The following is a 23,200-nucleotide window of genomic DNA, read 5'->3' on the forward strand; positions in this document are numbered from 1 at the left end:
CTTCTGGTTTCCTCCGACCTTGCATACTTATTTCCTCTCGCTTCGCCTCCGCAAGGGTTGCGCCCTGCATTAACAAGGGGTTACACTCGCCACAATTTATGGTGAGCAACCCCTTGGGGAACCACAATACCTAGTAGAGCAGTCCCCTCGCCTTCGGTCTCCGCGACAGCGCGCCTGGCAAGCCTGGGCCTGGGAGGGTTGCTCTCTCTGTATTGTTTCGCCGTCCCGCTCGACATCGAGCGCCTCGAGGTCGCATCGTTTCGCGGCGAGGCGCGCGCGCGCGATGCGGCGTCCGGGCGCCCAGTTGCCCCCACCGCGGCGTCGCCAGAAAAAAAAGTGGTGCGCCTGACGCTGCTGCACGACGAGACGGTCACGAGCATCGCGCGCGCATTGCATCCTCGCGATCCGGTCGCCAGACGCGCGCTGGAACAAGCCATCATCGCCGCGAACCCGCAGCTTTTTCCCGAGGGCAAGGCCTTGCCTCTGGCGGCGGGCACCCGTTTGTTCTTGCCCGAGCTGCCCAGAGGCGAGGTCCAGCCCCGCGCGGCACGTCCTGAGCACAGAGCGCAGCCCAGGCCGGTGCCGGCGCGGCCACCCGGTCCGCGCGCAGCAGAACCGGAAGTGTTTTCGCGGGAGCGGCTGGCAGCGCTGGAGCAGAAGATCGCCCAACTGCGCGACGCGCAAATCGCGATCGACAGGCAGCTCGCAAGTCTGGAGCAGGCGGTGGAAGGGCTGCGCCGCTCGCTGGTCATGCTGCTCGACGCCGTCCCGCTCAGTGTCCCGCCGGCACCGCCCGTCGCACCGCTTCCGCCGACACCTGCACCCGAGCGGGGAATGCCCTGGATCCTGTGGGCCGGCGCCGCAACCGGTGCGCTGCTGCTCGCGATCGCGGCTTTCTTCTTCGGGCGGCGCACGCAGACCAAAGCCGTGCTGGCCGAGCATGAAGCTCGCATCGATGCGCTGCTGCACGAAGCCAGACAGGCCGCCGGACCGCTGCTCGATATCCGGGCGCGATCCGCTCCACCACGACCGCCGACAAGCCCTGCCCCGGCTCCGGTGCCACCCCGACCGCAGCAACCGGAACGGCCCCCGTCAGAACCGCGCCTGGAGGAAGAGTTGGCGCCGCCCGTGTTTCCCGATATCCCGCTGGAGCCGCCGCCTCCGGGCGCACCCGCCGCCGGCGAGCCCTCGCCGCCCGAGCCGCCGAGAGCGGAGCAGCCGGGGCTCGAACTGCGGCAGGAAATGGATCTGGCGCTCGACAGCGCCCGCTCCATGTTCACCGACGTCGATCGTTTCATCGCGCTGGGGCGTATTCAGAACGCCATCAGCCTGCTCGAGTTCCAGATCCACCGCGACCCGAACGACCGCGACTCGTGGGTGAAGCTGATGGCGGTCTATCGCCAGGAAGGGATGGAGTCGGAGTTCCAGCGCACCTACGCCGAGTTCAGGCGCAGGTTCCCCGACGAAGTCTAAGAAGCCCCGTTCACCTCCAGGCCAGCGAGACGCCGGGGAACGACTCGATCGCTTCGGAAACGCCCACCTGACCGCGCCGGGAAGATCGATGTCTCGCCCCGTGCGCAAAGCCGGATGGAAACGGAACCGCTGATTGTCGGGGTGCCCTGGTGTCCTGGCGGTCGGTGGCTCAGTAGCGGGTCGGGTCGGCGAAGTTGGCGAAGCGGGTGTACTCGCCCTGGAAAGTCAGCATCACGGTACCGATGGGCCCGTTGCGCTGCTTGCCGATGATGACCTCGGCGCGCCCGCGGTCGGGCGAGTCCGGGTTGTAGACTTCGTCGCGGTAGATGAAGAAGATCAGGTCCGCGTCCTGCTCGATCGCGCCCGATTCGCGCAGATCGGACATCACGGGCCGCTTGTTCGGTCGCTGTTCGAGCGAGCGGTTCAGTTGCGACAGCGCGATTACCGGCACGTTGAGTTCCTTGGCGAGCGCCTTCAGCGAACGCGAGATCTCGGAGATTTCGGTGGCGCGGTTTTCTCCCTGCGTGGTCGCCGACATCAATTGCAGATAGTCCACCACGATCAGGCCCAGCTTCCCGTACTGGCGGTGTAGCCGCCGGGCACGGGCGCGCAGCTCGAGCGCATTGAGCGCCGCGGTCTCGTCGATGTGCATCGGCGCGTCGTTGAGCTTGCCCACGGCATCGGTCAGGCGACGCCAGTCTTCGTCGGCCAGCCGCCCGGTGCGCAGTTTGTGCTGATCCAGCCGGCCCACCGAGCCGAGCATGCGCATCACCAGCTGCGAAGCCGACATTTCCATCGAGAACACGCCCACCGGCAGACCGGCATCCAGCGCGACGTGCTCGGCGATGTTCAGCGCCAGCGAGGTCTTGCCCATGCTCGGCCGTCCGGCGATGATGATCAGTTCTCCCGGCTGCAGGCCCGAGGTCATGCGGTCCAGGTCGGTGAACCCGGTCGGCACGCCGGTGACGTCCGACGGATTGTCCCGGTTGTAGAGCAGATCGATGCGTTCGACCGCCTGGGTGAGCAGCGGCTGCATGTCCAGGAAACCCTGCCGGCCGCGCGCGCCCTCCTCGGAAATGGCGAAGATCCTGGACTCGGCCTCGTCGAGCAGTTGCGCCGCCTCGCGCCCCATGGGGTTGTACGCCGCGTCCGCGATTTCGTTGGCGGTCTCCGCCAGCTTGCGCATGATCGCGCGCTCGCGGACGATCTCCGCGTAGCGGCGGATATTGGCGCTGGAAGGCGTGTTCTGCGCCAGTGCGCCCAGGTAGGCGAGGCCGCCGCATCCCTCGAGTTCGCGGGTGCTCTCCAGGCTTTCCGCTACGGTAATGACGTCGGCGGGACGCGAAGCCTCGATGAGCTTCGAGATGTGACGATAGATGAGCCGGTGGTCGGCCCGGTAGAAATCCGATTCGCCGATAAAGTCGGCGATCTTGTCCCATGCGGCGTTGTCGAGGAGAAGGCCGCCCAGCACCGACTGTTCCGCCTCCACCGAGTGCGGCGGAAGCTTGATCAGCTCGACCTGCGCATCCTGTACGCGCTGGACTGCCGACTGGGCCATTGTCCTCCCGATGTTGTGAACTGCCTGCACGGCGCGCGACAAATTGCGCGTAAGTTTATTGGAAACACGCGACCGTGCGCCAAGAAATTTTTTGCACTTTCAACTTCGCGCAAGAACGCCTTGAGGAAGAAAAGAAAGGGCCGCGCGCTGCGCGGCCCTTGCAATTCAAAAACGCGTGTCGCTGCGCGACGACAGTGCGTCGCGGCTTACTGTTCTCCGAGCACGGAGACCGTGATCCTGGCGGTCACATCGGGATGAAGATCGATGACGATCGAATGGTCGCCGACCTGTTTCAGCGGACCGTTCGGCAGCCGAATCATCGACTTGGAGACTTCGTGCCCGAGTGCCTTGAGCGCCGCCGCGATGTCGTAGTTCGTTACAGAGCCGAACAGCCGGCCGTCGACGCCGGCCTTCTGCGCAATCTGGACCGTCAGGCCTTCGATGCGCGCGGCACGCTCCGTCGCTTCAGTCAGGGACTTGGCTTGTTCGGCTTCCAGCTCCGCGCGTCGCCGCTCGAATGCGGCGATGTTCTCGGGCGTGGCGCGCTTCGCCTTGCCCTGCGGGATCAGGTAGTTGCGCGCGAACCCCTCCTTCACCTTGACGACGTCGCCCAGCTTGCCGAGGTTGTGGATCTTCTCGAGCAGAATCACTTGCATGGTCGCACCTCAATGCAGATCGGTGTACGGCAGCAGCGCGAGGAAGCGGGCCCGTTTTACCGCCACGGAAAGCTGCCGCTGGTAGCGCGCCTTGGTGCCCGTGATGCGCGCCGGAATGATCTTGCCGTTCTCGTTGATGAAATCCTTCAGCAGCTCGACGTCCTTGTAGTCGACCCACTCGATCTTCTCCGCGGTGAAGCGGCAGAACTTGCGGCGCTTGAACAGCGGGCGCGAGCCGGCTGCGCGCTTGTCGCGCTTGTCACGCTTGTCTCTGGACCTGCCTGGACCTGGCATTTTCGTTTCCTCACTCGATGTCGAATTCGTTCACATGCAGCACCAGCCGGGTGCTCGACTTGCTGCGGGGGGCGAGAAATCCTCCGAGCCTCAGATTCGCGCCCGGCGCGGCGGTCATCCGTTCGGCTTCCTTGCCGATGATCACGCAGTCGAGCTCGAACGCCGTCTTGCGCGCGACGCCCGCCTCGGGCTGCTCGGACTCGTGTGCCACGCGGAAGGACACCACCGGAACGCCGGCCGGAGTGCGCCGAAGCGCGTCCCGTGCAATCAGCTTCGCATGCAGGACGAGCCGGTTGTCGGCCACCGCCTCAGGCGGGCGCCGGCTGGGCGGCCGCTTGCGCCGCGGCCTCGGCGGCCGCACCCACGATCTGCTTGGCCTTCTCTTCCTTCATCATTGGCGAAGGCTCGGTGTAGGCGCGCGGCATGCTCACCGCGAGATGGCGCAGCACGGCGTCGTTGAAGCGAAACGCGTGCTCCAGCTCCTCGAGCGTGCCTTTCTCGCACTCGATGTTCATCAGCACGTAATGCGCCTTGTGGACCTTCTGGATCGGGTAGGCGAGTTGCCGGCGGCCCCAGTCCTCGAGGCGGTGGACGCGCCCCCCGCGGGCGGTCACCATGCCGCGGTAGCGCTCGATCATCGCGGGCACCTGCTCGCTCTGATCGGGATGGACGATGAAAACGATCTCGTAATGCCGCATCGAACACTCCTTGTGGGTTGATCGCCCGGCTGCGGGCGCAATAGCCTCCCGGTTGCGGTCCCGGTGAGGCAAGGAAGGCGCGGATTATACCGATGCGCCGTGCGGATTCAAAGGCTTCCGCCCGCGAAGCAGCGCCGCGTACAGCGCGACCGTCACCGTCCAGCAGATGAGCGCGGTCCACAGATTGTGAGACAGGAAGTGCGCCCCCTGCGCCACGCGTCCCAGCCCCAGGCCCATCCCGAGCGACGCCGCGAAGATCAGCGCGCCGATGGCCAGCCGCATGCGGCCCAGGTGCAAGGCCGCGAAATACCCGGCGAACAGACTGAAGCCGGTCGAAGCATGACCGCCCGGGAAACAGTGCCCGGGGGCCGCGCCCGGTGGCAGCCCCTGGAAGAGCGTGGTGGAGGCAACCGTACCCCCATACTCCTGCAAGTCGTACGGGCAGTGCCGCGGGCTGAGCGCCTTCAGGCCCGAGATCGTCGATGAGGACGCCGCCATCGCCAGCCAGACAAACAGCAGCAGACGGCGATGCGCAGCCAGGCGCGGGATGAGGCAGGAAAGCGCCCAGGCAGCGAACACGACCAGGGCTGAGGCCACCACCGCGTACTTGACGCCGCGGCGCAGCACCTTCTCGAGGATGAAGTCGTCTTTCAGCGGAAAGCTGCGCGAGACCGGATCGAAGAAGGCGTCCGAGATCCGTCGGTCGAGTCCGCTCGCCTCCAGCGCAACCAGCAGTGCGAGCAGCAGCGCCACCGGCAGCACGAGGTGCAGAAGCCAGAAGCGGGCTGACCGCGACAGCGCGGTCGCGCTCATTGCGCCAGCACGTACAGGTGCTCGCGATACAGCTCGTAGCCTTCCTGGAACACCGCGATCGCGTCCTTCAGGCGCTCGCCGTCGATCGGTGTGGGGCGTTGCGTGCGGGTGCGCCGGTCGTATTCAAAGGCGGCCGCAGTCTTGCGAAAGCCAAGTTCCACCAGGTAGTGGCCGTCGAACAGCGCCACGTCGCGATTGTGGTTGAGCGGGATGACCCGGTTCGGCTGGGCTTCGTGGAGCACGTCGATGCCGAAGAATGCCGAGTCGTAACTGAACCCGAGAAGACCCAGAACCGTCGGGGCGATGTCGATCTGGCTGGTCAGCGTCTTCACGTGGCCCGGCGCCACATGCCTCGGCGAATAGACGAGCAGCGGGATCTCGTAGGTCGGGACCGGGATGTCTTCGCGCCCGTACACCCGCGCGCCGTGATCGGCCACGATCACGAACAGCGCGTTGTCGTACCACGGCCGCGTGCGCGCGGCCTCGAAGAACTTGCCGATCGCATAGTCGGCGTACCGGACGCCGGCCTCGCGCCCGCCGCCCTGCTCCGGCACGCCCGGTACGCCCGGGGGATAGGTGAACGGCTTGTGATTCGACGTGGACATCACGACCGAGAAGATCTTCTCGCCCCGCGCATGCTGCTCATCGAATACACGCAGGGCGTTGCGGAAGAGATCCTCGTCCGATACCCCCCAGATGTTCTCGAAGTTCGGCTCGTCCATGTCCGTCCGGTCGATCACGCGGTAGCCGTTGGACTCGAAGAAATGGTTCATGTTGTCGAAAGTTCCGTAGCCGCCATAGATGAACGTGGGCGAATAGCCGTTGCTCGCCATCACGGTCGACCAATTGAACAATCCTTCGTTGTGCGGGCGCTTGACCAGCGATTCTCCGGGCACGGGAGGGAAGGATGCGCTCACCGCTTCCATTCCGCGCACGGTGCGTGTGCCCGTGGCATAGGCGTTGTCGAACATCAGGCTTTGGCGCGCGATGCGGTCCAGGTTGGGCGTGAGGCCGCGTTGGTCGCCGTAGGCGCCGACGAACTCCGCACCCAGCGATTCCTGCAGGAGCACCACGACGTGCAGCATCCTGGGCGCACCGCTACCTTGGACATGGCGCTCCAGGTGCTCGCCGCCGGGCAGATATCGGGCCTGCGGCGCGATGACCTGCCTCAGACGCTCGTCGGCTTCGTCATCGGACAGTGTGAGGTAATACTGGGGATAGTCCAGTTCGCTGTTGATGGCGGCGTTGAAGAAGCTGTAGATCCCGTTCAGCGCCAGCTCGTTGGCCACACGGTTGGCGGACTGGCGGCCGGTCGTGATGTTCAGCCCGAGATGAACGATCGCGAGAAGCGCGGCCAGCGTGAGCGCGAAGGCAAGACGCACTGGCAGCGGATCGCGCGCGGCGACGGTTCTGGCGAGGACAGCGCGAAACCGCCACATCAGCCCTGCGGTCGCCAACCCCGCCAGAATCAGCACGCGGCCCACCGGATAGGAATCCCAGATGTTGACGAACACCTCGTGCGGATAGATCAGGTACTGCACCGCGATGAAGTTGAAGCGCGCGTCGAACTCGTCGAAGAAGAAGTACTCCACGACCCCGAGATAGATCAACCCGAACACGCTGAGCGCTGTGAACAAGGCCAGCAGCGGCCGATGCAGAGGCATCCGCAGAACGCGATCGGGGAGCAGCGCAAGGTAGAGGGCAAGCGGGGCAAACAGATACAGCGCCGTGGCGACGTCGTACATGAAACCGCGCGCCATCACCGGCAGGATGGCGGCCCATTCCAGTTCCCGGGAATGCAACGCTGCGCCGATCAGCACCAGCCGGGTGAGGCACGAGACCCCGAGGTAGAAGGCCGCGAGCCAGCCCCACAGCTCGAAGCGGCCCAGCCGCCGCAGTCCGATCGCTCCTTGTCGCATCCTGTTCACGTCGCGCCCGCCTCCCGATTCGCGGTCTTTCTTAACGCCCGTCCGCGCAGGGGGTTTACAGCGGCCTGCATCCAGTGCGAACGCTCTTGGGTGCGGGTTGCGCGGGATTCTCTGCGATCCCGCCTGTTTGAACGCTAGCCCAGGCAGAGAATGCCGCGACGGATCTGTTCGCCCAGATCGAAGGCGCGGGCCAGGCCTGTCACGCCGAAGCCGAGCACCAGTGTGCCGGAGGCGACCCGCAAGGCCCGCGCCTTGAGCAGCCGGCCGGCCCCGTGCGCGAACAGGCCGGCGGTCAGCAGGGTGGGTAGCGTGCCCAGACCGAATGCGACCATGAGCGCGGCGCCCTCGTGCGCGCTGCCGGCCGGCAGCACCGTGGCCAGCACCGCATAGACCAGCCCGCACGGAACCCATCCCCACAAGGCGCCGACCGCCGCCGCCCGTGGAACCGTGGTAACCGGAAGCAATCGGGAAGTCAGCGGAAGCAGTCGCCTCCACAGCGTCTGGCCCGCGGACTCCAGCCGCGTGACCAGCGACGAGACGCCCGCGAGGTACAGGCCGAGCAGCACCAGCAGGATGTTCGCCACCACATACAACGCGAGCTGCACCGGCAGGATCTCGGACAGCATCAGGCTCATTCCGCCGATCGATCCGGCAGCCGCGCCGGCGATCGCATAGGAACCGACACGTCCCGCGCTGTAGGCCAGGTGAAAAGGCAGCCGCGCGCCGCCCCGCGCCGAAAGGGCTCCGACGATGCCGCCACACATCCCGGCGCAGTGACCCGCGCTCAGAAGACCGGTGACGAACATCGCCGCCAGGTGTGCTTCGAACATCACATCACTTTCGAGTAGGACGAAAGTTGCCGGTTCTGCCGCAGGTAGCGATCGAAGACCATGCACACGACGCGCACCAGCAAGCGGCCTTTGGGCGTCACTTCGATCCACTCCGGCGTCAGCTCGACCAGCCCGTCGTCCGCGAGCTGTTTCAGATCCTGCAGCTCGGCGGCGAAGTAGCGCCGGAAGTCGATCAGGTGAGCCAGCTCGATCGACTCGATGGACAGCCGGAAGTGGCAGGCGAGCGCCTGGATCACCGCGCGCCTGACCAGATCGTCTTCACTGAGGACCAGACCGCGCCAGACCGGCAGCCGCCCGTCATCAAGCGCGGCGTAGTACTCGTCCAGGCGCTTCTCGTTCTGGTAATAGGTCGGGCCGACGCGCCCGATCGACGACAGGCCGAATCCCAGCATGTCGGATTCGGGTTTGGCCGAATAACCCTGGAAGTTGCGCTGCAGCCGCCCCTGTCGCTGGGCCACCGCCAGCTCGTCCTCCGGCTTGGCGAAATGATCCATGCCGATGTAGTAGTAGCCGGCGCGGGTCAGCCGCCCGATCGCCAGCGTCATGATCTGGAGTCTGGTTTCCGCCGAGGGCAGATCGGCCTGCGCGATGCGGCGCTGCGGCTTGAACAGGCGCGGCAGGTGCGCGTAGCTGTAGAGCGCGATCCGGTCCGGGTCTAGCGCGAGTACTTTGTCCAGCGTGGCGTTGAAGCTGTCGAGCGTCTGTCGCGGCAACCCGTAGATCAAGTCGAGGTTGACCGAGCGGAAGCCGGCCGCGCGGGCTTCCTCGACCACCCGCCGGGTCTGCTCTTCGCCCTGCAGGCGGTTCACCGCCCTTTGAACCTGCGGATCGAAATCCTGCACTCCGGCCGAGACGCGGTTGAATCCGAGCCCGGCGAGAAACGCCATCTGTCCCGGGCTGACTGTGCGCGGATCGACTTCGATCGAAACCTCGCAATCGGACTCGCGTTCGAGCTGCGCGTCGAGCGCGTCCATCAGTTGACGCATTTCGTCCTGCGACAGGAACGTCGGGGTGCCACCGCCCCAGTGCAACTGGCAGGTGCGCCGCTCGGTGCCCAGCAACTCGCCCACCTGCGCCAGTTCGCGCAGCAGGTACTTGATATACTTCTCCGACTTCCTGTGGTCGCGAGTGACCACCTTGTTGCAGCCGCAGTAGAAGCAGATGTTCTCGCAGAAGGGGATGTGAACATACACCGAGAGCGGCTGATTGATCGATCCGATGTTGCGCCTGGCGAGCCAGCTTCTGAACTGCTGCTCGCCGAAGGCCTCGACGAAACGGTCGGCCGTGGGATACGAGGTGTAACGCGGTGCGCTGATGTCGTATTTGCGGATCAGTACCGGATCGATGACCAGTTCGGAGGAAGGAAACATCACCTGTCGTCTGTCGTCGTGGCGCCTGCAACGCGCACCATGCAGCCACTATGCCAAACGCCGGTCGGGAGACCTTGACCTGTGTCAAAGCGGTTCACGACCAGGGCCTTGCCCAGACCGTGATTGACCCACGCAACGCCGCCTCATGAATACTCCGACAGCCTCCGGGTCGCCGCGGCGAGAGCGTCCGGTCTGGCTGCATCCCGCGAGCCTGACCGCGGCCGTCGTCGCGCTGGCGGGGATCGTGGCCCTCAACGCCGTGGCTTTTTCGCATGGGCAGGGGGCGCCGTGGCTGGTGGCGGTGTCGCTGATCGTCGACATGCTCGCGGTGGCGGTGGGGATCGGCGTTGCCGTGCGCCAGGCCTTCCTGGCCGAAGAGAAGAGACAGCGGGCCGAGTGGATTTCAACGCAGGCGCAGGCCGTGCTGCAGGAGAAGGAGGCGCGGCTCGCCGCCATCGTCGACTCGGCGATGGATGCCATCATCACCGTCGACGAGAACCAGAGGATCGTCCTGTTCAACCGCTCGGCGGAACAAGTCTTTCGCTGCAAGCGCGATCAGGTTCTGGGCGCCGCGCTGGACCGCTTGATCCCGTCGCGCTTCCGCGAAGCGCACCGTACTCACATCGAGATTTTCGGACGTACCGGCGTGACCAACCGCCGCATGGGCGATGCCACCAAGCTGTGGGGGCTGCGCGCCGACGGCGAGGAATTTCCGATCGAGGCATCCATCTCCCAGGTGGCGGAAGGCGGGCACCGCTTCTACACGGTGATCTTGCGCGACGTGACCTTGCGCGACCGCTACGAAAACGAACTCAGACGCCAGCAAAGCGAACTGCGCGCGCTGTCGGCCCAGGTCCAGGAAGCCAGGGAAGAGGAAAAGACACGCATCGCCCGCGAGCTGCACGACGAACTCGGCCAGCTCCTGACCGCGCTGAAGATGGATCTCGGCTGGCTGAGCGGCCATCTGCCGGCGAGCGACGAGGCGCTCTCGGTCAGGCTGCGCAGGATGACGCAGACGCTCGATCAGACAGTCAGTTCGGTTCGCCGCATCGCGGCCGATCTGCGGCCGCTGATGCTCGACGACCTCGGTCTTTCCGACGCCGCCGCCTGGCTGGTGGAGGATTTTTCCCAGCGTTCCGGAATCCAGGGACACCTGCACTGCCCCGACGAGCAGGCGCTGAACGACCTGGATCGTTCGGTCGCCAACACCGTGTACCGTGCGCTGCAGGAGTCGCTGACCAACGTCGCGCGCCACGCGCAGGCGCGCAACACCTGGGTCGTGCTCGCGGCGGAGAACGGCGGCATCCTGCTCGAGGTGGAGGACGACGGCCGGGGCATCGCGCCCGGAGATCTGGCCAAGGCCAAGTCACTGGGTCTGAAAGGCATGCGCGAGCGCGCGCTTCACCTGGGCGGAACCTTCGAGGTCGCGCCCGCGCCGCGCGGTGGCACCCGGGTCACTCTGCGAGTACCCCTGCGGCCACAGGCTGCAGGCAACCCGGCATGATCCGGCTGCTGATCGCCGACGATCACAAGCTGGTCCGCGACGGGCTCAGACAGATCGTGGCGAGCGCCCAGGACATCGAGGTGGCGGCCGAAGCGGCCAACGGCGACGAGGTGCTGGCGCTGATCAAGGCTCGCGACTTCGACCTCGTGCTGCTGGACATGTCGATGCCGGGCCTCGCCGGCATCCAGCTCATCAAGCGGCTCAAGGTAGAGAAGCCCGCGCTGCGCATCCTGGTGCTGTCGATGCACGGCGAACAGCAATACGCCGCGCGCGCCCTGAAGGCCGGCGCTTCGGGTTATCTGACCAAGGACAGCGCCTCCGATCAATTGCTGCGCGCGATTCGCAAGGTCGCCGCGGGCGGGGTGCACATCTCCGATACCGCTGCGGCGAGCCTGATCGCCAGCACCGGCGCAGTCGATGCGCCGCCGCACGCGCTGCTGTCCGACCGGGAGTTCGAGATCTTTCGCCTGCTGGCGACCGGCCAGGGGCCGGGAGAGATTGCGCACAATCTGCATCTGTCGATCAAGACGGTGAGCACGCACAAGGCACGCATTCTGGAGAAGATGCAGCTGCGCAGCACCGCGGAGCTGGTGCGCTATGCGCTCGAGCACGGGCTCCTCGACCGCACGCCCTGACCGTCGCTGTGCATAGGAGTCTTCCTACAAGCCTGATCGGCCTTGCACCGATGGGCCGGGCCTGCCGACCCCGGTAGACTGGTTGCGCCGTACGCAGCGCGTTCACCGTTCACTGGAGTCCCATGGTGCCATTTCACGCCGAGCAGGCAGGCGCAGTCCTGTCCTTTTTGCACGCCGACCGGCGCCGCGGCCTTTCCGCCGCCGAGGCGCGCGCGCGCCTGGACAAGTACGGCCCCAACTCCCTGCCCGGCGCGCGCCGACGTGCGGCCTGGAAGCGCTTTCTGCGCCAGTTCCACGACGTGCTCATTTACGCCCTGCTCATCGCCGCCGCGCTCACCGCCGTGCTGGGCGAATGGCTCGACACCGCCGTGATTCTCGGTGTCGTGGTGATCAACGCGGTGATCGGCTTCGTTCAGGAGGGCAAGGCCGAGCAGGCCCTCGAGGCCATCCGCAAGCTGCTGTCGCTGCGCGCCACCGTCCTGCGCGATGGACGGGCGACCGAGGTGTCCGCCGATGCCCTGGTTCCCGGCGACATCGTGCTTCTGCAATCGGGCGACAAGGTGCCCGCGGACCTGCGTCTGCTCGAGGTGCGTTCGCTGCAGATCGACGAAGCGGCGCTGACCGGAGAATCCTTACCCGTCTACAAGGCCGTCGATCCGGTCGCGGCACACGCACCCATCGGGGACCGCGGCTGCATGGCCTACTCGGGCACCGTGGTCACGTTCGGCCAGGGCGTGGGTGTGGTGGTGGCGACCGGACAGCAGACCGAAATCGGCCGCATCAGCGCCATGATGGAGGAAGTGGGCGAGATCCAGACGCCGCTGCTGCGCAAGCTGGCCGCCTTCGGTCGCCGGCTCACCGCAGCGATCGCCATCGTCGCTGCCGGCCTGTTCATGTTCGGAACCCTCGTGCGCGACTACGGTCCGTCCGACATGTTCATGGCGGCCGTGGGACTGGCGGTCGCCGCCATTCCGGAAGGTCTGCCTGCCATCATGACGATCATCCTCGCCGTGGGCGTGCGCCGGATGGCCGCACGCAATGCGATCGTGCGCAGCCTGCCGGCGGTGGAAACGCTCGGATCGGTGACGGTCATCTGTTCCGACAAGACCGGCACGCTGACCCGCAACGAAATGACCGTGCGCAAGGTGGTCACCGCGGACGCGGATTTCGAGGTCGAGGGCGCCGGCTACGCGCCCCATGGAGGCTTCGTCGCGCAGGACCGCAGCGTACTGCCGTCCGACCGTCCGGAACTCATCGAGATCGGCCGGGTCGCGGCGCTGTGCAACGACGCGCGCCTGGTCGAGGAAGACGGCACGTGGCGGGTCGAAGGCGACCCGATGGAAGGCGCGCTGCTCAGTCTGGCCGCCAAGGCCGGCATCGACCTGGCATTCGAGTCCGAGGCATTGCCGCGCACCGACGTGATTCCCTTCGAATCCGAGCACCGCTTCATGGCCACGCTGCATCACGATCACGCCGGCCATGGATACGTCATGCTCAAAGGCGCGCCCGAGCAGGTGCTGGGCATGTGCAACCGGGAGCGTGCCGGGGGACAAGACCGGCCCATCGACCGCGCCTACTGGCTGGAATCGGCGCAGCGCATCGCGGCCGACGGCCATCGCCTGCTCGCGCTGGCAATTCGTCCCGCGACCGACGGCGAACGCACGCTGAAGTTCAGCGACGTCGAGGGCGGCGGTTTCGTGATGCTCGCCCTGCTCGGCATCTCCGACCCGCCCCGCGAGGAAGCGATCGCGGCCATCGCCCAGTGTCGCGCGGCGGGCATCCGCGTGGTGATGGTGACCGGCGATCACGCCGTCACCGCGCGCGCGATCGGCGTCGCCCTCGGCCTGGGCAAGGCGCCTGTGGTGGTCTCCGGCGCGCAACTCGACGCGATGGACGAGAACGACTGGCGCCGCGTCGCACGCGAGGCGGCGATTTTCGCCCGTGTCAGCCCCGCACATAAACTGAAGCTCGTCGAGACGCTGCAGGCTCAGGGCCAGCTCGTGGCCATGACCGGCGACGGAGTCAACGATGCACCGGCGCTCAAGCGCGCCGATGTCGGCGTGGCCATGGGCATGAAGGGCACGGAGGCGGCCAAGGAAGCGTCCGACATGGTGCTGGCCGACGACAACTTCGCCACCATCGCGCATGCCGTGGAGGAAGGCCGCGGCGTCTACGCCAATCTGAAGAAGGCCATCGTCCATGTCCTGCCGACCAACGCCGGCGAAGCGGCGATGATGCTGCTGCCGATCGTGTTCGGCGCGAGCGCGGTGCTACCGATCACGCCCACCCAGATTCTCTGGGTGAACATGGTCACCACGGTGGCGCTCACCCTGTCGCTCGCGATGGAGCCCGTCGAACCGGATGCGATGCGTCAACCGCCGCGCGATCCGCGCGAGCCCATGCTGTCCCGCTTCCTCGTGTGGCGTCTGTGTCTGGTGGGGGCGCTGCTGGTCGCCGGCTCCTATGGCCTTTATCTGCACGAGCTGGCGCAGGGAAGCAGCGTGGAGCTGGCGCGCACCGCCGCCGTGACCGCGCTGGTGGTCGGCGAAGCCTTCTACCTCTTCAACTCCCGGCACCTCACCGCTTCGGTCGTGTCCTGGGAAGGACTGACCGGCAACCGCTACGTGCTCGTTTCGCTGGCCGTGTTCGCGGCGCTGCAGGCCGCGTTCATCTACGCGCCCCCGATGCAGACTCTGTTCAGGACGGAAAGTCTCGCGTTCGACCACTGGATCCGCATCTTCGGCTTCGGTGCCGCGCTGTTCGCCATCGTGGAAGCCGAGAAGTGGCTGCTGAGAACCCGCGCACGCGCGCCCGCCGGCCCCGTCGTCGCCAAACAGGGCAACCCATGACCGCATTGCGCTCGATTCTCGTCGCGACCGACTTTTCCGAGCACGCGCGCCAGGCCGCGATCCGCGCCGGAGTGCTGGCCCGCGAGCTGGGCATCGGCAAGGTGACGCTGCTTCACGTGGCGCCGCCGCTGCCGCTCGCCGCCGAGTTGCAGCCGCAGACGCGCGCGGCACTGCGGCGCGCGCTCGCGCAGCATGCGGCGGACACCGGCAAGCCGAGCGATGTCGTTTTCGAGCCGCGCCTGGAGGAAGGTTCGGTGGCGAAGGCGATCCGCGATGCTTCCGCGCAGTACGATCTGGTGGTGGTCGGCGCGCGCGGGACGAATCTCCTGCGCGATCTCGCGGTGGGGACGACCGCCGAGCGCCTGCTGAGAATGAGCACGCGCCCCGTGCTGGTCGTGAAGACCAGCCCCGCCGGCCCCTACCGGCAGGTCCTGGTGCCGGTCGATTTCTCCGCGGGCTCCACCGCGCTGGTATCGGTTGCCGGGGCGACCGCGCCTTCGGCGCAGCTCACGCTGCTGCATGCCTTCGAGGTCTTGTTCGAGAGCACCATGCGGCTGGCCAGCGCCAGCGAGGAGACGATCCAGAAGTACCGCCGTCAGGCCCACGACCAGGCGCTGAGGGAGATGGACGCGTTCGTGGCCCGGCTTCCCATGCCGCGCGAACGCCTGTCGCGCGCCGTCTCGCACGGCCCCGCGCCCGCGCGTATCGTCGACATGGAGAAGGAGCTGCGTGCCGACCTGGTCGTCGTCGGCAAGCACGGCAAGTCGCTGCTCGAGGAACTGCTCCTGGGCAGCGTCACGCTTCACACCCTCGCCGCCACCGCCTGCGACGTGCTGGTGGTCCCCGCCACTCCGAGGTAGGGGCGCCTATCAGGTGGCGCAGGCCTCGGTTTCGCGCACTCCGAGCTTTCTCAGGAAGATGTCCATCGGGCAGAACTTCGTAAAGCCGCTCTGGAGCAGGTTTGCGCCGACGAAGGCCGTGAACCACAGCCAGTGGCTCGAGACGTAGAACGGGCTCGCCGGCGCGCCGAGCGCGAGCGAGAGCAGCACGAAGGTTCCGGCGACGATGCGCACGATGCGATTGACGGTCATTGCAGCCTCCCGGGCATGAGCTTTACGGTGCGCGGATGATGCCCGCGATGCGGCCGCCGGTCTGCGACATAAGTCCCAGAACACGTGAGCAGTGACCGGGGAAAGAAGACGGCCGAAAGCTTCTCCTTCGTAACTCGTCTCTCCTCGTCCGTCACCGGCTCGCTGCCCGCTTCCACAACGTCGCGTAGTACAGCACCGGGATCACCACCAGGGTGAGCAGCGTGGAGACCAGGATGCCGAAGATCAGCGAGACCGCCAGGCCGTTGAAGATCGGGTCGTCCAGGATGAAGAAGGCTCCGAGCATCGCGGCCAGCCCGGTCAACACGATGGGCTTGGCGCGCGCCGATGCCGCGTTGACCACCGCTTCCTGAAGCGCCGCGCCAGCGGCTACCTGCTGATCGACGAAATCGACCAGCAGGATGGAATTGCGGACGATGATCCCGGCCAGCGCGATCATGCCGATCATCGAGGTCGCGGTGAACTGCGCGCCGAGAAGCGCGTGCCCCGGCATCACGCCGATCACCGTCAGCGGTATCGGAGCCATGATGATCAGCGGCGTGAGGTAGGAACGGAACTGCGCCACCACCAGCAGGTAGATCAGCACCAGTCCCACGGCGTAGGCGATGCCCATGTCCCGGAAGGTCTCATAGGTCACCTGCCACTCGCCGTCCCATTTCAGGCTGTAGCGCCGGTAACGGTCCTCGGGCTGCCCGATGAAAGTCTCCGCCAGGGTCCCGCCCTGCTCCAGGCTCATGCCGGCGATGCGCGAACGCATCTCGAACATGCCGTACAGCGGGCTGTCCAGCCGCCCCGCCATGTCGCCGACCACGTAGACCACAGGCAGCAGATCTTTGTGGTGGATGGTTTTGTCGCGTTGCGCCGGGACGGCCTGTGTCAGTTCCGAAAGCGGCAGGCGCTCGCCGCTCGCCGAGCGCACCGTGAGTTTGAGCAGTTCGTCGAGTGTCGACTGGCGCTCGGGCGGCAGCGTCAGGCGAACCGGGATCTCGTACTTCGCCTCGCCGCTGTGGATCGGCGTGACGTCTTGCCCGGCCAGACCCATGCGCATGGTGTCGACGATGTCGCGCGGCGCCACGCCGGCGAGCGCCGCCTTGCTCTGGAGCACGCGCACCGTCACCTTGGGCGCATCGTCGTCCACGCTGTCGTCGATGGCGACGATGTCCCTGGTCCGCTCGAACTGCGCGCGCACCGCCTTGGCCACCGCCATCTGCCCGGCGTAGTCCGGCCCGTAGATCTCCGCCACGATCGGCGACATTACCGGCGGACCGGGTGGTACTTCCACCACTTTCACCTCGGCCCCGTGCGCCGCGGCGATTCTCTCCAGCGCTGGCCGCGCGGCCTGGGCGATCTCATGGCTTTGCCGCTTGCGCAGGTGCTTGTCCGTGAGGTTGACCTGGATGTCACCCTGTTGCGGGCTCTCGCGCAGGTAGTATTGGCGCACCAGGCCGTTGAAGTTGATCGGGCTGGCCGTGCCAACGTAGGCTTGATAGTCGGTGACCTCGGGCACGCTCTGCAGATAGGCGCCCATTTCGCGCAGCACGGCCGCCGTGCGCTCCAGCGGTGTGCCCACCGGCATGTCCACGACCACCTGGAACTCCGACTTGTTGTCGAACGGCAGCATCTTCAGAACCACCAGCTTGAAGGCGGAGAGCGACACCGCGGCCAGGATCGCGACGACCACGCCACCCAGCAGCAGCAGGCGCGCCCTCCTGCCGCGCTCGCGATTCAGGAAGGGCGTGAGCAGCCTGGCAAACAGCGCGGCGAGGCCGCGGTCGAGGCGCGTCGGCCCGTGTGCGTGGGGTGCGTGGCCGAGCAGCTTGAGCGACAGCCACGGCGTGACGACGAAGGCGATCGCGAGCGAGATCAGCATCCCGATCGACGCATTGATGGGAATCGGGCTCATGTACGGTCCCATGAGCCCGGTGACAAAGGCCATCGGCAGCAGCGCCGCGATCACCGTCAGGGTGGCCAAAATGGTCGGTCCGCCGACTTCGTCCACCGCGACCGGAATGATGCCGGCGAGCGGCGTGTCGGACAGAAGCCGCCTGCGGTGGATGTTCTCCACGACCACGATGGCGTCGTCGACCAGGATCCCGATCGAGAAGATCAGCGCGAACAGCGACACCCGGTTCAGCGTGAAGCCCCAGGCCCAGGAGGCGAACAGCGTCGCCGCCAGCGTCAGCAGTACCGCGACCCCGACGATGAGCGCCTCGCGCCGCCCGAGCGCGGCAAAGACCAGCGCCACCACCGAAAGCGTGGCGAAGATCAGCTTCTGGATCAGCTTCATCGCCTTGTCGTTGGCCGTCTCGCCGTAGTTGCGCGTGACCGTGACCTCGACGCCTTCGGGGATGACCGTGCCCTTGAGCAGTGCGACCTGGCGCGTGATGCGATCGGCCACGTCGACCGCGTTCTCGCCCGGCTTCTTGGAAACGGCGAGGGTCACCGCCGGAAACTCGCCCGACTGCTTCACGCCTTTGGCCGCCGCCTGACGTCCGGTCCCGAACCAGGCGTACTGCGCCGGCAGGTCAGGCCCTTCCTCGACCCGCGCCACGTCGCTGATGAAGATCGGCCGGCCGTCGGCTACCCCGACCACCAGGTGGCGCACGTCCGCGGCGCTGGCGAGATAGGTCCCCGTCTGCACCAGGATCTCGCGGTTGTCGCGCGTCAGTGTTCCGGCCGGCTGCGAAGCGTTCGCCACTTGCAGCGCGCCGGCAATGTCCTGCGCCGTGATGCCGAACGCGTTCATCCGCTCCGGGTCCAGCAGCACTCGCACCACATGGCCGGGCCCCCCGATGGTATAGACGTCGCGCGTGCCCGCCACCCGCTTGATCTCGACTTCGGCGGCGTGCGCCACCCGCTCCAGCTCGAAGGCGCCGCGTTGTGGATCGGCCGTCCACAGGGTCAGCGTGACGATCGGAACATCGTCGATGCCCATCGGCTTGATGATCGGCTCGCCCACGCCGAGATTCGGCGACACCCAGTCCTTGCGCGACTGGATGGTGTCCATCAGCCGGATCACCGCGGTCTCGTGGGGAACGCCGACCTCGAACTGCGCCGTGAGCACCGCCATTCCCGGCCGCGAAACGGAGTAGACATGATCGATGCCGGTGATGCGCGAGATCACCTGTTCCGCCGGCGTGGCGATCAGACTCTCCACATCCCTGGCCGAGGCGCCGGGAAACGGAATGAACACGTTGGCCATGGTGACGTTGATCTGCGGCTCCTCTTCGCGCGGCGTCACCACAACCGCGAACAGGCCGAGCAGCACCGCCACCAGCGCGATCAGCGGCGTGAGCTGAGAATCGAGGAAGAAGCGCGCGATGCGACCGGAGAGACCCATGGGCGAAGGGTGAAGCGTGCGCGGCGAGGCGATCGGCACAAGGCGCTAGCCGGGAGGAAACACGACCGCCTGGGGCGTCAGACACGCGCGCCGGATATGAAAACTTTCTCCGTCCTCAACGGTCACGCGTCTTGCGTCGTTGTGCCTCACGCCTTTTCCTTCAACTTCGTGATCCCGAGCGCCGAGAGCACGACCTTTTCGTAGATCGGTTCGGTGGCGCCCTTCTTCATCTTGCGGATGAAGTATTTCTCGAAGGCCACTTTCGCCAGATGGACCCACTTCCCTTCGGTGAACCAGTTCACGTTGCGCGGCGGCATCTGCGGCAGCGCCACGAACGCCACGCCCGTGTCGCCGAAGTCGGCGAGGCAGACTGCGTTCCAGGTAGCCTTGTGCGTCGGCTGCCCGCCGTCGAGCACTTCGCGGATGTTGTGCGCCGTCGCGGTAACCATGGACTCGATCATGTAGCCGGTCTTGGGCGCTCCGGTCGGCACCGGCGTCTGCTCCACCGGAGGAATCGCTACGCACACGCCGACCGCGTAGATGTTCCGGAAGCTGGGATTGCGCTGGTACTCGTCGATCAGGATGAAGCCGCGCGGGTTGGTCAGTCCCTCGATGCCGAAGACGGCGTCGATGCCCTTGAAGGCCGGCAGCATCATGGAGTACCTGAATGGCAGCTCGTGCGGGCGCTTCTCCTTGCCCATGTCGTCGTATTCGACGACGTGCGCCTTGCCGGCCTCCACGCGCGCGGTTTTGGCATTGCAGATCCATTTGATGTTGCGTTCGCGCATCGCGGATTCGAGCAGCGTCTTGGAGTCGCCCACACCGCCCAGGCCGAGATGGCCGATGTAGGGTTCGGGCGTCACGAACGTGATCGGCACCCGGTCGCGGATTCGGCGCTTGCGCAGGTCGGTGTCCATGATGAACGCGTACTCGTAGGCCGGCCCGAAACACGAGGCGCCCTGCACCGCGCCCACCACGATGGGGCCGGGATTCTGCACGAACGCCTCCCACGCCTCGCCCGCGACAACGGCATGATCGACGTGACACACGGACTGGGTGTGTCCTTGAGGTCCCAGGCCTTCGACCTCCTCGAAGGCGAGCTTCGGTCCCGTGGCGATCACCAGGAAGTCGTAGGCGATCCGTCGCCCATCGACGAGTTCGACTTCGTTCGTCCCGGGATGGACGCGCTTCGCGCCCACCGGAATGAAGTCGATGCCTTTCCTTGCGAGATGGGGACCGGCCTCGAACTCGATGTCCTTGCGTTGGCGCCAGTTCACCGCCACCCACGGGTTGGATGGGACGAAGTGGAAGGTCGGGACATTCGAGATCACCGTCACCTTGTCTTGTGACCGCGCCAGCGCCTTCATCTCATAGGCCATCGGCATTCCGCCGAGGCCGGCCCCGAGTATGACGATATGTGCCATGGCAGACTCCTGTGCTGAACGCGCGCCGGGACCGTCCCGGGGCGCCGAGCGCTACGAACTCGCGGGCACTGTCTTCATGCCCGCCTTGATGGGATCGATTGCCACACGCTCGCCCGCCGACACGCCGGCGAGAACCTCGATGTCCCCCTGGCCCGCGGGTTCGCCCAACCGGACCTGGCGGAAGCTCACCGTCCCGTCGGGCTTGACGACGTAGACGCCGGTCACCTCGCTGCGCTTGACCACCGAGGAGACCGGCACCACCAGCTTGCGCGCGCGGCCGACCGTGAAATAGGCGCGCGCGAACATCCCCGGATAGACATCGCGAACGTTTTCCGGGAGATCGAGCCGCACGCGCGTGGCATGGGTCCTGGGGTCGGCCGCCGGCAGCACCGTGATCGAGCGTGCCTCGATCCATTTGTTGAGAGACGGAATCTCCACCATGGCCCGCGGGCTGGCACGCACTTCGGCCACTTTGTACTGCGGGACGCTCGCGATCACGCGCATGTCCCGCGGGTCGAAGCCGGTCATCAGCGGCTTGCCCGGCGTGGCCATTTCACCCACTTCCACGTGGCGCGCCGACACCACGCCGCTGTAGGGCGCGACCACCACGGTATAGCTCTTGGTCGTCGAAGCCTGGCTGGCGCCGGCGCGCGCCGCCTTCAACTGTGCTTCGGCCACACGGTACTCGGCCTCGGCCTTGTCCAGCGCCGCCTGGCTGATGAACTTCTGCGCGGCGAGTTCGCGGCTGCGTTGCAGGGCCGCGCGCGCGTTCTCGAAGGCGGCCTGCGCCTGGGCCACCTGCGCCTCGGAGCCCGCCACCACCTGGCTCGCTTCGGTCTCGTCGATGCGCACGATTACCTGTCCCTTTCTGACGTAATCGCCGACGTCGTAATGGACCTCGACGATGCGGCCGGTCACCTGGGCCGACACGGTCGACTGCTTGACGGCTTCGACCACCGCCTCCGCCGCATAGGTGAGGTCCACTTCGCGGTATTGCACCTCGGCCGTCTGCAACGGCTGCGCCTGTGCCACCGGAAACGCGAGCACCGAAAGTGCGAAGGCGGCGCGCGCCACCATCGAAACGGGCGATGACAGGGGTTCGTGCATGCTGGAAATCATGGGCCAGGCGATGCGCAGGGTCTGCGACCAAAGTCCCAGAATCGGACCGCAGCATCTTGCCCGCCCGCCGGACCTGAGTATTGACGTGGGTCAAGCTGCGGCGCGAGCCGTCTCGCCGGAGCGGGCGGATCGAAAGGTGTAGGAATTGTCCTACGCCCGCCGTTCGGCATTCCTACATGCGTTTTCAGGGCGGCGCCGATAGCCCGGGCTGGCCGTGGCCCGCACACTGCGCACCATGCAAGAGGACGTTTCGTTCGTGCCCACCGACAAGCCGCCCCTTCGCGTGTACCTCGTGGAAGACTCCGAACTCGTGCGCGAGCGGCTGGAAGAAATGCTTTCTTCCATCGCGGGTGCCTTGAGCGTCGGAAAGGCGAGCGGAGTGTCCGAGGCGATCCAGGGCATCCTCGCCTCGCATCCCGACGCCGTCGTGCTGGACGTGCGTCTGGCCGACGGCAACGGCTTCGAGGTGCTGCGCGCCGTGCACGAGCAGGCTCCCGACATCGCCTTCTACGTGCTCAGCAATTTTTCGAGCGAGCCTTACCGGCGGCTGGCCGAGCAGCTCGGCGCCACCCAGTTCTTCGACAAGACGACTGAATTCGAGCGCATGCGCGAGGTGCTCAGCGCCCGCGCCGCCAGAACCTTGAACTGATCCACCAGGAGGAGACAACCATGCCCGCCGCTGCCGTTGCACGACTTCAGCCACGAATCGTCCAGATCGTCCCGGAACCCGGTCAGAGCGCGCGGAAGTTTGAGATCACCTGTTCGAACTGCAACCTGCGCGAGCTGTGCCTGCCCGGCACTCTGTGCGTCGAGGACCTGCAGCGCGTCGAAGGCTTGGTCTACGCCCGCCGGCGCGTGAAGCGCGGCGAGGCCCTGTTCAACGCGGGCGACGCGTTCAACGCGATCTATTCCATTCGCAGCGGCTTTCTCAAGACCGTCGTCATCGACGATAACGGACGCGAGCAGGTGACCGGCTTCTTCATGGGCGGCGAACTGCTGGGCATGGAAGGCATCGGCGCAGGGCGCTATCACGCCGCCGCGGTGGCGCTGGAGGACAGCGAGGTGTGCGTCATGCCCTTCTCGCTGATCGAGCAGATGGCGCGCGAGATACCCGCGCTGCAGCGCCGGCTGCACGCGGTGCTGGCGCGCGAGATCGTGCGCGACCACGGCGTAATGATGCTGCTTGGTTCGATGCGCGCCGAGGAACGCCTGGCGACCTTCCTGCTCAACCTCTCGTGGCGCTTCACGCGTCGCGGCTACTCGCCATCCGATTTCCATCTGCGCATGACGCGCGAGGAGATCGGCAGCTATCTCGGCCTGAAGCTCGAAACGGTGAGCCGCCTGTTCTCGCGCTTCCAGCAGGAGCGGTTGATCGAGGTCCAGCAGAAGCACGTGCGCATCCTCGACATCGCCGGCCTCAAACGGATCATGAACCGGCCCGAGTGAAAGGCCGGTTCGGCGCCTGCCTGATTGCGCGAGCCGGCAGGACAACCGCCCTGAAGTAGAGATAGACGAACGCGATGGTCCCGAGCAGGTCGGCCAGCCAGTCGAATACCGAAGCGTCGCGGCCGCGGATGTA

20 protein-coding genes are annotated in these 23,200 nt (G+C 66.4%); 7 read left to right on the plus strand and 13 right to left on the minus strand.

Translation table 11 applies throughout. The features are described 5' to 3' along the window. Window positions 1-339 precede the first annotated feature (339 nt). The gene (locus VNM24_01190) at window positions 340-1,473 is read left to right on the plus strand and encodes a hypothetical protein (GenBank protein ID HWQ37214.1); all 1,134 of its coding nucleotides are present in this window, start codon (window positions 340-342) and stop codon (window positions 1,471-1,473) included. A gap of 169 nt (window positions 1,474-1,642) precedes the next feature. On the opposite strand, the gene VNM24_01195 is transcribed toward VNM24_01190, so the two are convergent. The 9 genes from VNM24_01195 to hemN form a co-directional block, all read right to left on the minus strand. Then, window positions 1,643-3,031 (minus strand): replicative DNA helicase, encoded by a 1,389-nt coding sequence (locus VNM24_01195; protein ID HWQ37215.1) that lies wholly within the window; start codon window positions 3,029-3,031, stop codon window positions 1,643-1,645. 206 nt (window positions 3,032-3,237) lie between these two features. After that, entirely contained in the window at window positions 3,238-3,687 is a 450-nt protein-coding gene (gene rplI, locus VNM24_01200; protein ID HWQ37216.1) for a 50S ribosomal protein L9, read from the minus strand. A 9-nt stretch (window positions 3,688-3,696) separates the two neighbouring features. Then, complete coding sequence (gene rpsR / locus VNM24_01205; protein ID HWQ37217.1) at window positions 3,697-3,981, minus strand: 30S ribosomal protein S18; 285 nt, start codon at window positions 3,979-3,981, stop codon at window positions 3,697-3,699. Between the two features lie 10 nt (window positions 3,982-3,991). Next, a complete protein-coding gene (gene priB / locus VNM24_01210) occupies window positions 3,992-4,285 on the minus strand; it encodes a primosomal replication protein N (protein ID HWQ37218.1) in 294 nt (97 codons plus the stop codon). Between the two features lie 4 nt (window positions 4,286-4,289). Further along, window positions 4,290-4,679 (minus strand): 30S ribosomal protein S6, encoded by a 390-nt coding sequence (gene rpsF, locus VNM24_01215; GenBank protein ID HWQ37219.1) that lies wholly within the window; start codon window positions 4,677-4,679, stop codon window positions 4,290-4,292. Window positions 4,680-4,763: 84 nt separating this feature from the next. Beyond that, entirely contained in the window at window positions 4,764-5,492 is a 729-nt protein-coding gene (locus VNM24_01220; GenBank protein HWQ37220.1) for a phosphatase PAP2 family protein, read from the minus strand. Beyond that, the gene (locus tag VNM24_01225) at window positions 5,489-7,411 is read right to left on the minus strand and encodes an LTA synthase family protein (protein ID HWQ37221.1); all 1,923 of its coding nucleotides are present in this window, start codon (window positions 7,409-7,411) and stop codon (window positions 5,489-5,491) included. The genes VNM24_01220 and VNM24_01225 overlap by 4 nt, the downstream gene beginning before the upstream one ends. Before the next feature lie 143 nt (window positions 7,412-7,554). Further along, window positions 7,555-8,250, minus strand: coding sequence for a sulfite exporter TauE/SafE family protein (locus tag VNM24_01230; GenBank protein ID HWQ37222.1), 696 nt, complete (start codon window positions 8,248-8,250; stop codon window positions 7,555-7,557). After that, window positions 8,250-9,641 (minus strand): oxygen-independent coproporphyrinogen III oxidase, encoded by a 1,392-nt coding sequence (gene hemN, locus VNM24_01235; GenBank protein ID HWQ37223.1) that lies wholly within the window; start codon window positions 9,639-9,641, stop codon window positions 8,250-8,252. The genes VNM24_01230 and hemN overlap by 1 nt, the downstream gene beginning before the upstream one ends. A 145-nt stretch (window positions 9,642-9,786) precedes the next feature. Between hemN and VNM24_01240 the strand changes: the two genes are divergently transcribed. From VNM24_01240 to VNM24_01255, 4 genes are all read left to right on the plus strand, one after another. Then, on the plus strand, window positions 9,787-11,145 hold the full coding sequence (locus VNM24_01240; protein ID HWQ37224.1) for a PAS domain-containing sensor histidine kinase: 1,359 nt from the start codon (window positions 9,787-9,789) through the stop codon (window positions 11,143-11,145). Continuing rightward, window positions 11,142-11,780: a response regulator transcription factor gene (locus VNM24_01245; GenBank protein HWQ37225.1), complete on the plus strand. Its 639-nt coding sequence runs from the start codon at window positions 11,142-11,144 to the stop codon at window positions 11,778-11,780. The genes VNM24_01240 and VNM24_01245 overlap by 4 nt, the downstream gene beginning before the upstream one ends. Window positions 11,781-11,902: 122 nt before the next feature. After that, window positions 11,903-14,629: a cation-transporting P-type ATPase gene (locus VNM24_01250; protein HWQ37226.1), complete on the plus strand. Its 2,727-nt coding sequence runs from the start codon at window positions 11,903-11,905 to the stop codon at window positions 14,627-14,629. Then, window positions 14,626-15,489, plus strand: a complete 864-nt coding sequence (locus tag VNM24_01255) for a universal stress protein (protein HWQ37227.1) — start codon at window positions 14,626-14,628, stop codon at window positions 15,487-15,489. The genes VNM24_01250 and VNM24_01255 overlap by 4 nt, the downstream gene beginning before the upstream one ends. Before the next feature lie 9 nt (window positions 15,490-15,498). Here VNM24_01255 and VNM24_01260 read toward each other — a convergent pair whose 3' ends face one another. The 4 genes from VNM24_01260 to VNM24_01275 form a co-directional block, all read right to left on the minus strand. Then, window positions 15,499-15,720 (minus strand): DUF2892 domain-containing protein, encoded by a 222-nt coding sequence (locus tag VNM24_01260; protein ID HWQ37228.1) that lies wholly within the window; start codon window positions 15,718-15,720, stop codon window positions 15,499-15,501. Window positions 15,721-15,871: 151 nt separating this feature from the next. Continuing rightward, window positions 15,872-19,078, minus strand: coding sequence for an efflux RND transporter permease subunit (locus VNM24_01265; GenBank protein ID HWQ37229.1), 3,207 nt, complete (start codon window positions 19,076-19,078; stop codon window positions 15,872-15,874). A 146-nt stretch (window positions 19,079-19,224) separates the two neighbouring features. Continuing rightward, window positions 19,225-20,502 carry an FAD/NAD(P)-binding oxidoreductase gene (locus VNM24_01270; protein HWQ37230.1) on the minus strand — a complete coding sequence of 426 codons (1,278 nt, stop codon included), beginning with the start codon at window positions 20,500-20,502 and terminating at the stop codon, window positions 19,225-19,227. Window positions 20,503-20,553: 51 nt separating this feature from the next. After that, on the minus strand, window positions 20,554-21,609 hold the full coding sequence (locus VNM24_01275) for an efflux RND transporter periplasmic adaptor subunit (protein HWQ37231.1): 1,056 nt from the start codon (window positions 21,607-21,609) through the stop codon (window positions 20,554-20,556). Window positions 21,610-21,835: 226 nt separating this feature from the next. Between VNM24_01275 and VNM24_01280 the strand changes: the two genes are divergently transcribed. Together VNM24_01280 and fnr are read left to right on the plus strand one after the other, a co-directional pair. Beyond that, window positions 21,836-22,270: a response regulator gene (locus VNM24_01280; GenBank protein HWQ37232.1), complete on the plus strand. Its 435-nt coding sequence runs from the start codon at window positions 21,836-21,838 to the stop codon at window positions 22,268-22,270. A 20-nt stretch (window positions 22,271-22,290) separates the two neighbouring features. Continuing rightward, window positions 22,291-23,067 carry a fumarate/nitrate reduction transcriptional regulator Fnr gene (gene fnr, locus VNM24_01285; protein HWQ37233.1) on the plus strand — a complete coding sequence of 259 codons (777 nt, stop codon included), beginning with the start codon at window positions 22,291-22,293 and terminating at the stop codon, window positions 23,065-23,067. Window positions 23,068-23,200 lie beyond the last annotated feature (133 nt).

The sequence above is a fragment of the Burkholderiales bacterium genome, assembly GCA_035560005.1.
GTDB lineage: Bacteria > Pseudomonadota > Gammaproteobacteria > Burkholderiales > Eutrophovitaceae > DASRFY01.

What these genes read in the sequence shown, in the direction of transcription:
- VNM24_01195 (HWQ37215.1), bottom strand. Translation starts at nt 3,031, where the DNA reads ATGGCCCAGTCGGCAGTCCAGCGCGTACAGGATGCGCAGGTCGAGCTG.
- rplI (HWQ37216.1), bottom strand. Translation starts at nt 3,687, where the DNA reads ATGCAAGTGATTCTGCTCGAGAAGATCCACAACCTCGGCAAGCTGGGC.
- rpsR (HWQ37217.1), bottom strand. Translation starts at nt 3,981, where the DNA reads ATGCCAGGTCCAGGCAGGTCCAGAGACAAGCGTGACAAGCGCGACAAG.
- rpsF (HWQ37219.1), bottom strand. Translation starts at nt 4,679, where the DNA reads ATGCGGCATTACGAGATCGTTTTCATCGTCCATCCCGATCAGAGCGAG.
- VNM24_01220 (HWQ37220.1), bottom strand. Translation starts at nt 5,492, where the DNA reads ATGAGCGCGACCGCGCTGTCGCGGTCAGCCCGCTTCTGGCTTCTGCAC.
- VNM24_01225 (HWQ37221.1), bottom strand. Translation starts at nt 7,411, where the DNA reads ATGCGACAAGGAGCGATCGGACTGCGGCGGCTGGGCCGCTTCGAGCTG.
- VNM24_01230 (HWQ37222.1), bottom strand. Translation starts at nt 8,250, where the DNA reads ATGTTCGAAGCACACCTGGCGGCGATGTTCGTCACCGGTCTTCTGAGC.
- hemN (HWQ37223.1), bottom strand. Translation starts at nt 9,641, where the DNA reads ATGTTTCCTTCCTCCGAACTGGTCATCGATCCGGTACTGATCCGCAAA.
- VNM24_01240 (HWQ37224.1), top strand. Translation starts at nt 9,787, where the DNA reads ATGAATACTCCGACAGCCTCCGGGTCGCCGCGGCGAGAGCGTCCGGTC.
- VNM24_01245 (HWQ37225.1), top strand. Translation starts at nt 11,142, where the DNA reads ATGATCCGGCTGCTGATCGCCGACGATCACAAGCTGGTCCGCGACGGG.
- VNM24_01250 (HWQ37226.1), top strand. Translation starts at nt 11,903, where the DNA reads ATGGTGCCATTTCACGCCGAGCAGGCAGGCGCAGTCCTGTCCTTTTTG.
- VNM24_01255 (HWQ37227.1), top strand. Translation starts at nt 14,626, where the DNA reads ATGACCGCATTGCGCTCGATTCTCGTCGCGACCGACTTTTCCGAGCAC.
- VNM24_01260 (HWQ37228.1), bottom strand. Translation starts at nt 15,720, where the DNA reads ATGACCGTCAATCGCATCGTGCGCATCGTCGCCGGAACCTTCGTGCTG.
- VNM24_01265 (HWQ37229.1), bottom strand. Translation starts at nt 19,078, where the DNA reads ATGGGTCTCTCCGGTCGCATCGCGCGCTTCTTCCTCGATTCTCAGCTC.
- VNM24_01270 (HWQ37230.1), bottom strand. Translation starts at nt 20,502, where the DNA reads ATGGCACATATCGTCATACTCGGGGCCGGCCTCGGCGGAATGCCGATG.
- VNM24_01275 (HWQ37231.1), bottom strand. Translation starts at nt 21,609, where the DNA reads ATGCACGAACCCCTGTCATCGCCCGTTTCGATGGTGGCGCGCGCCGCC.
- fnr (HWQ37233.1), top strand. Translation starts at nt 22,291, where the DNA reads ATGCCCGCCGCTGCCGTTGCACGACTTCAGCCACGAATCGTCCAGATC.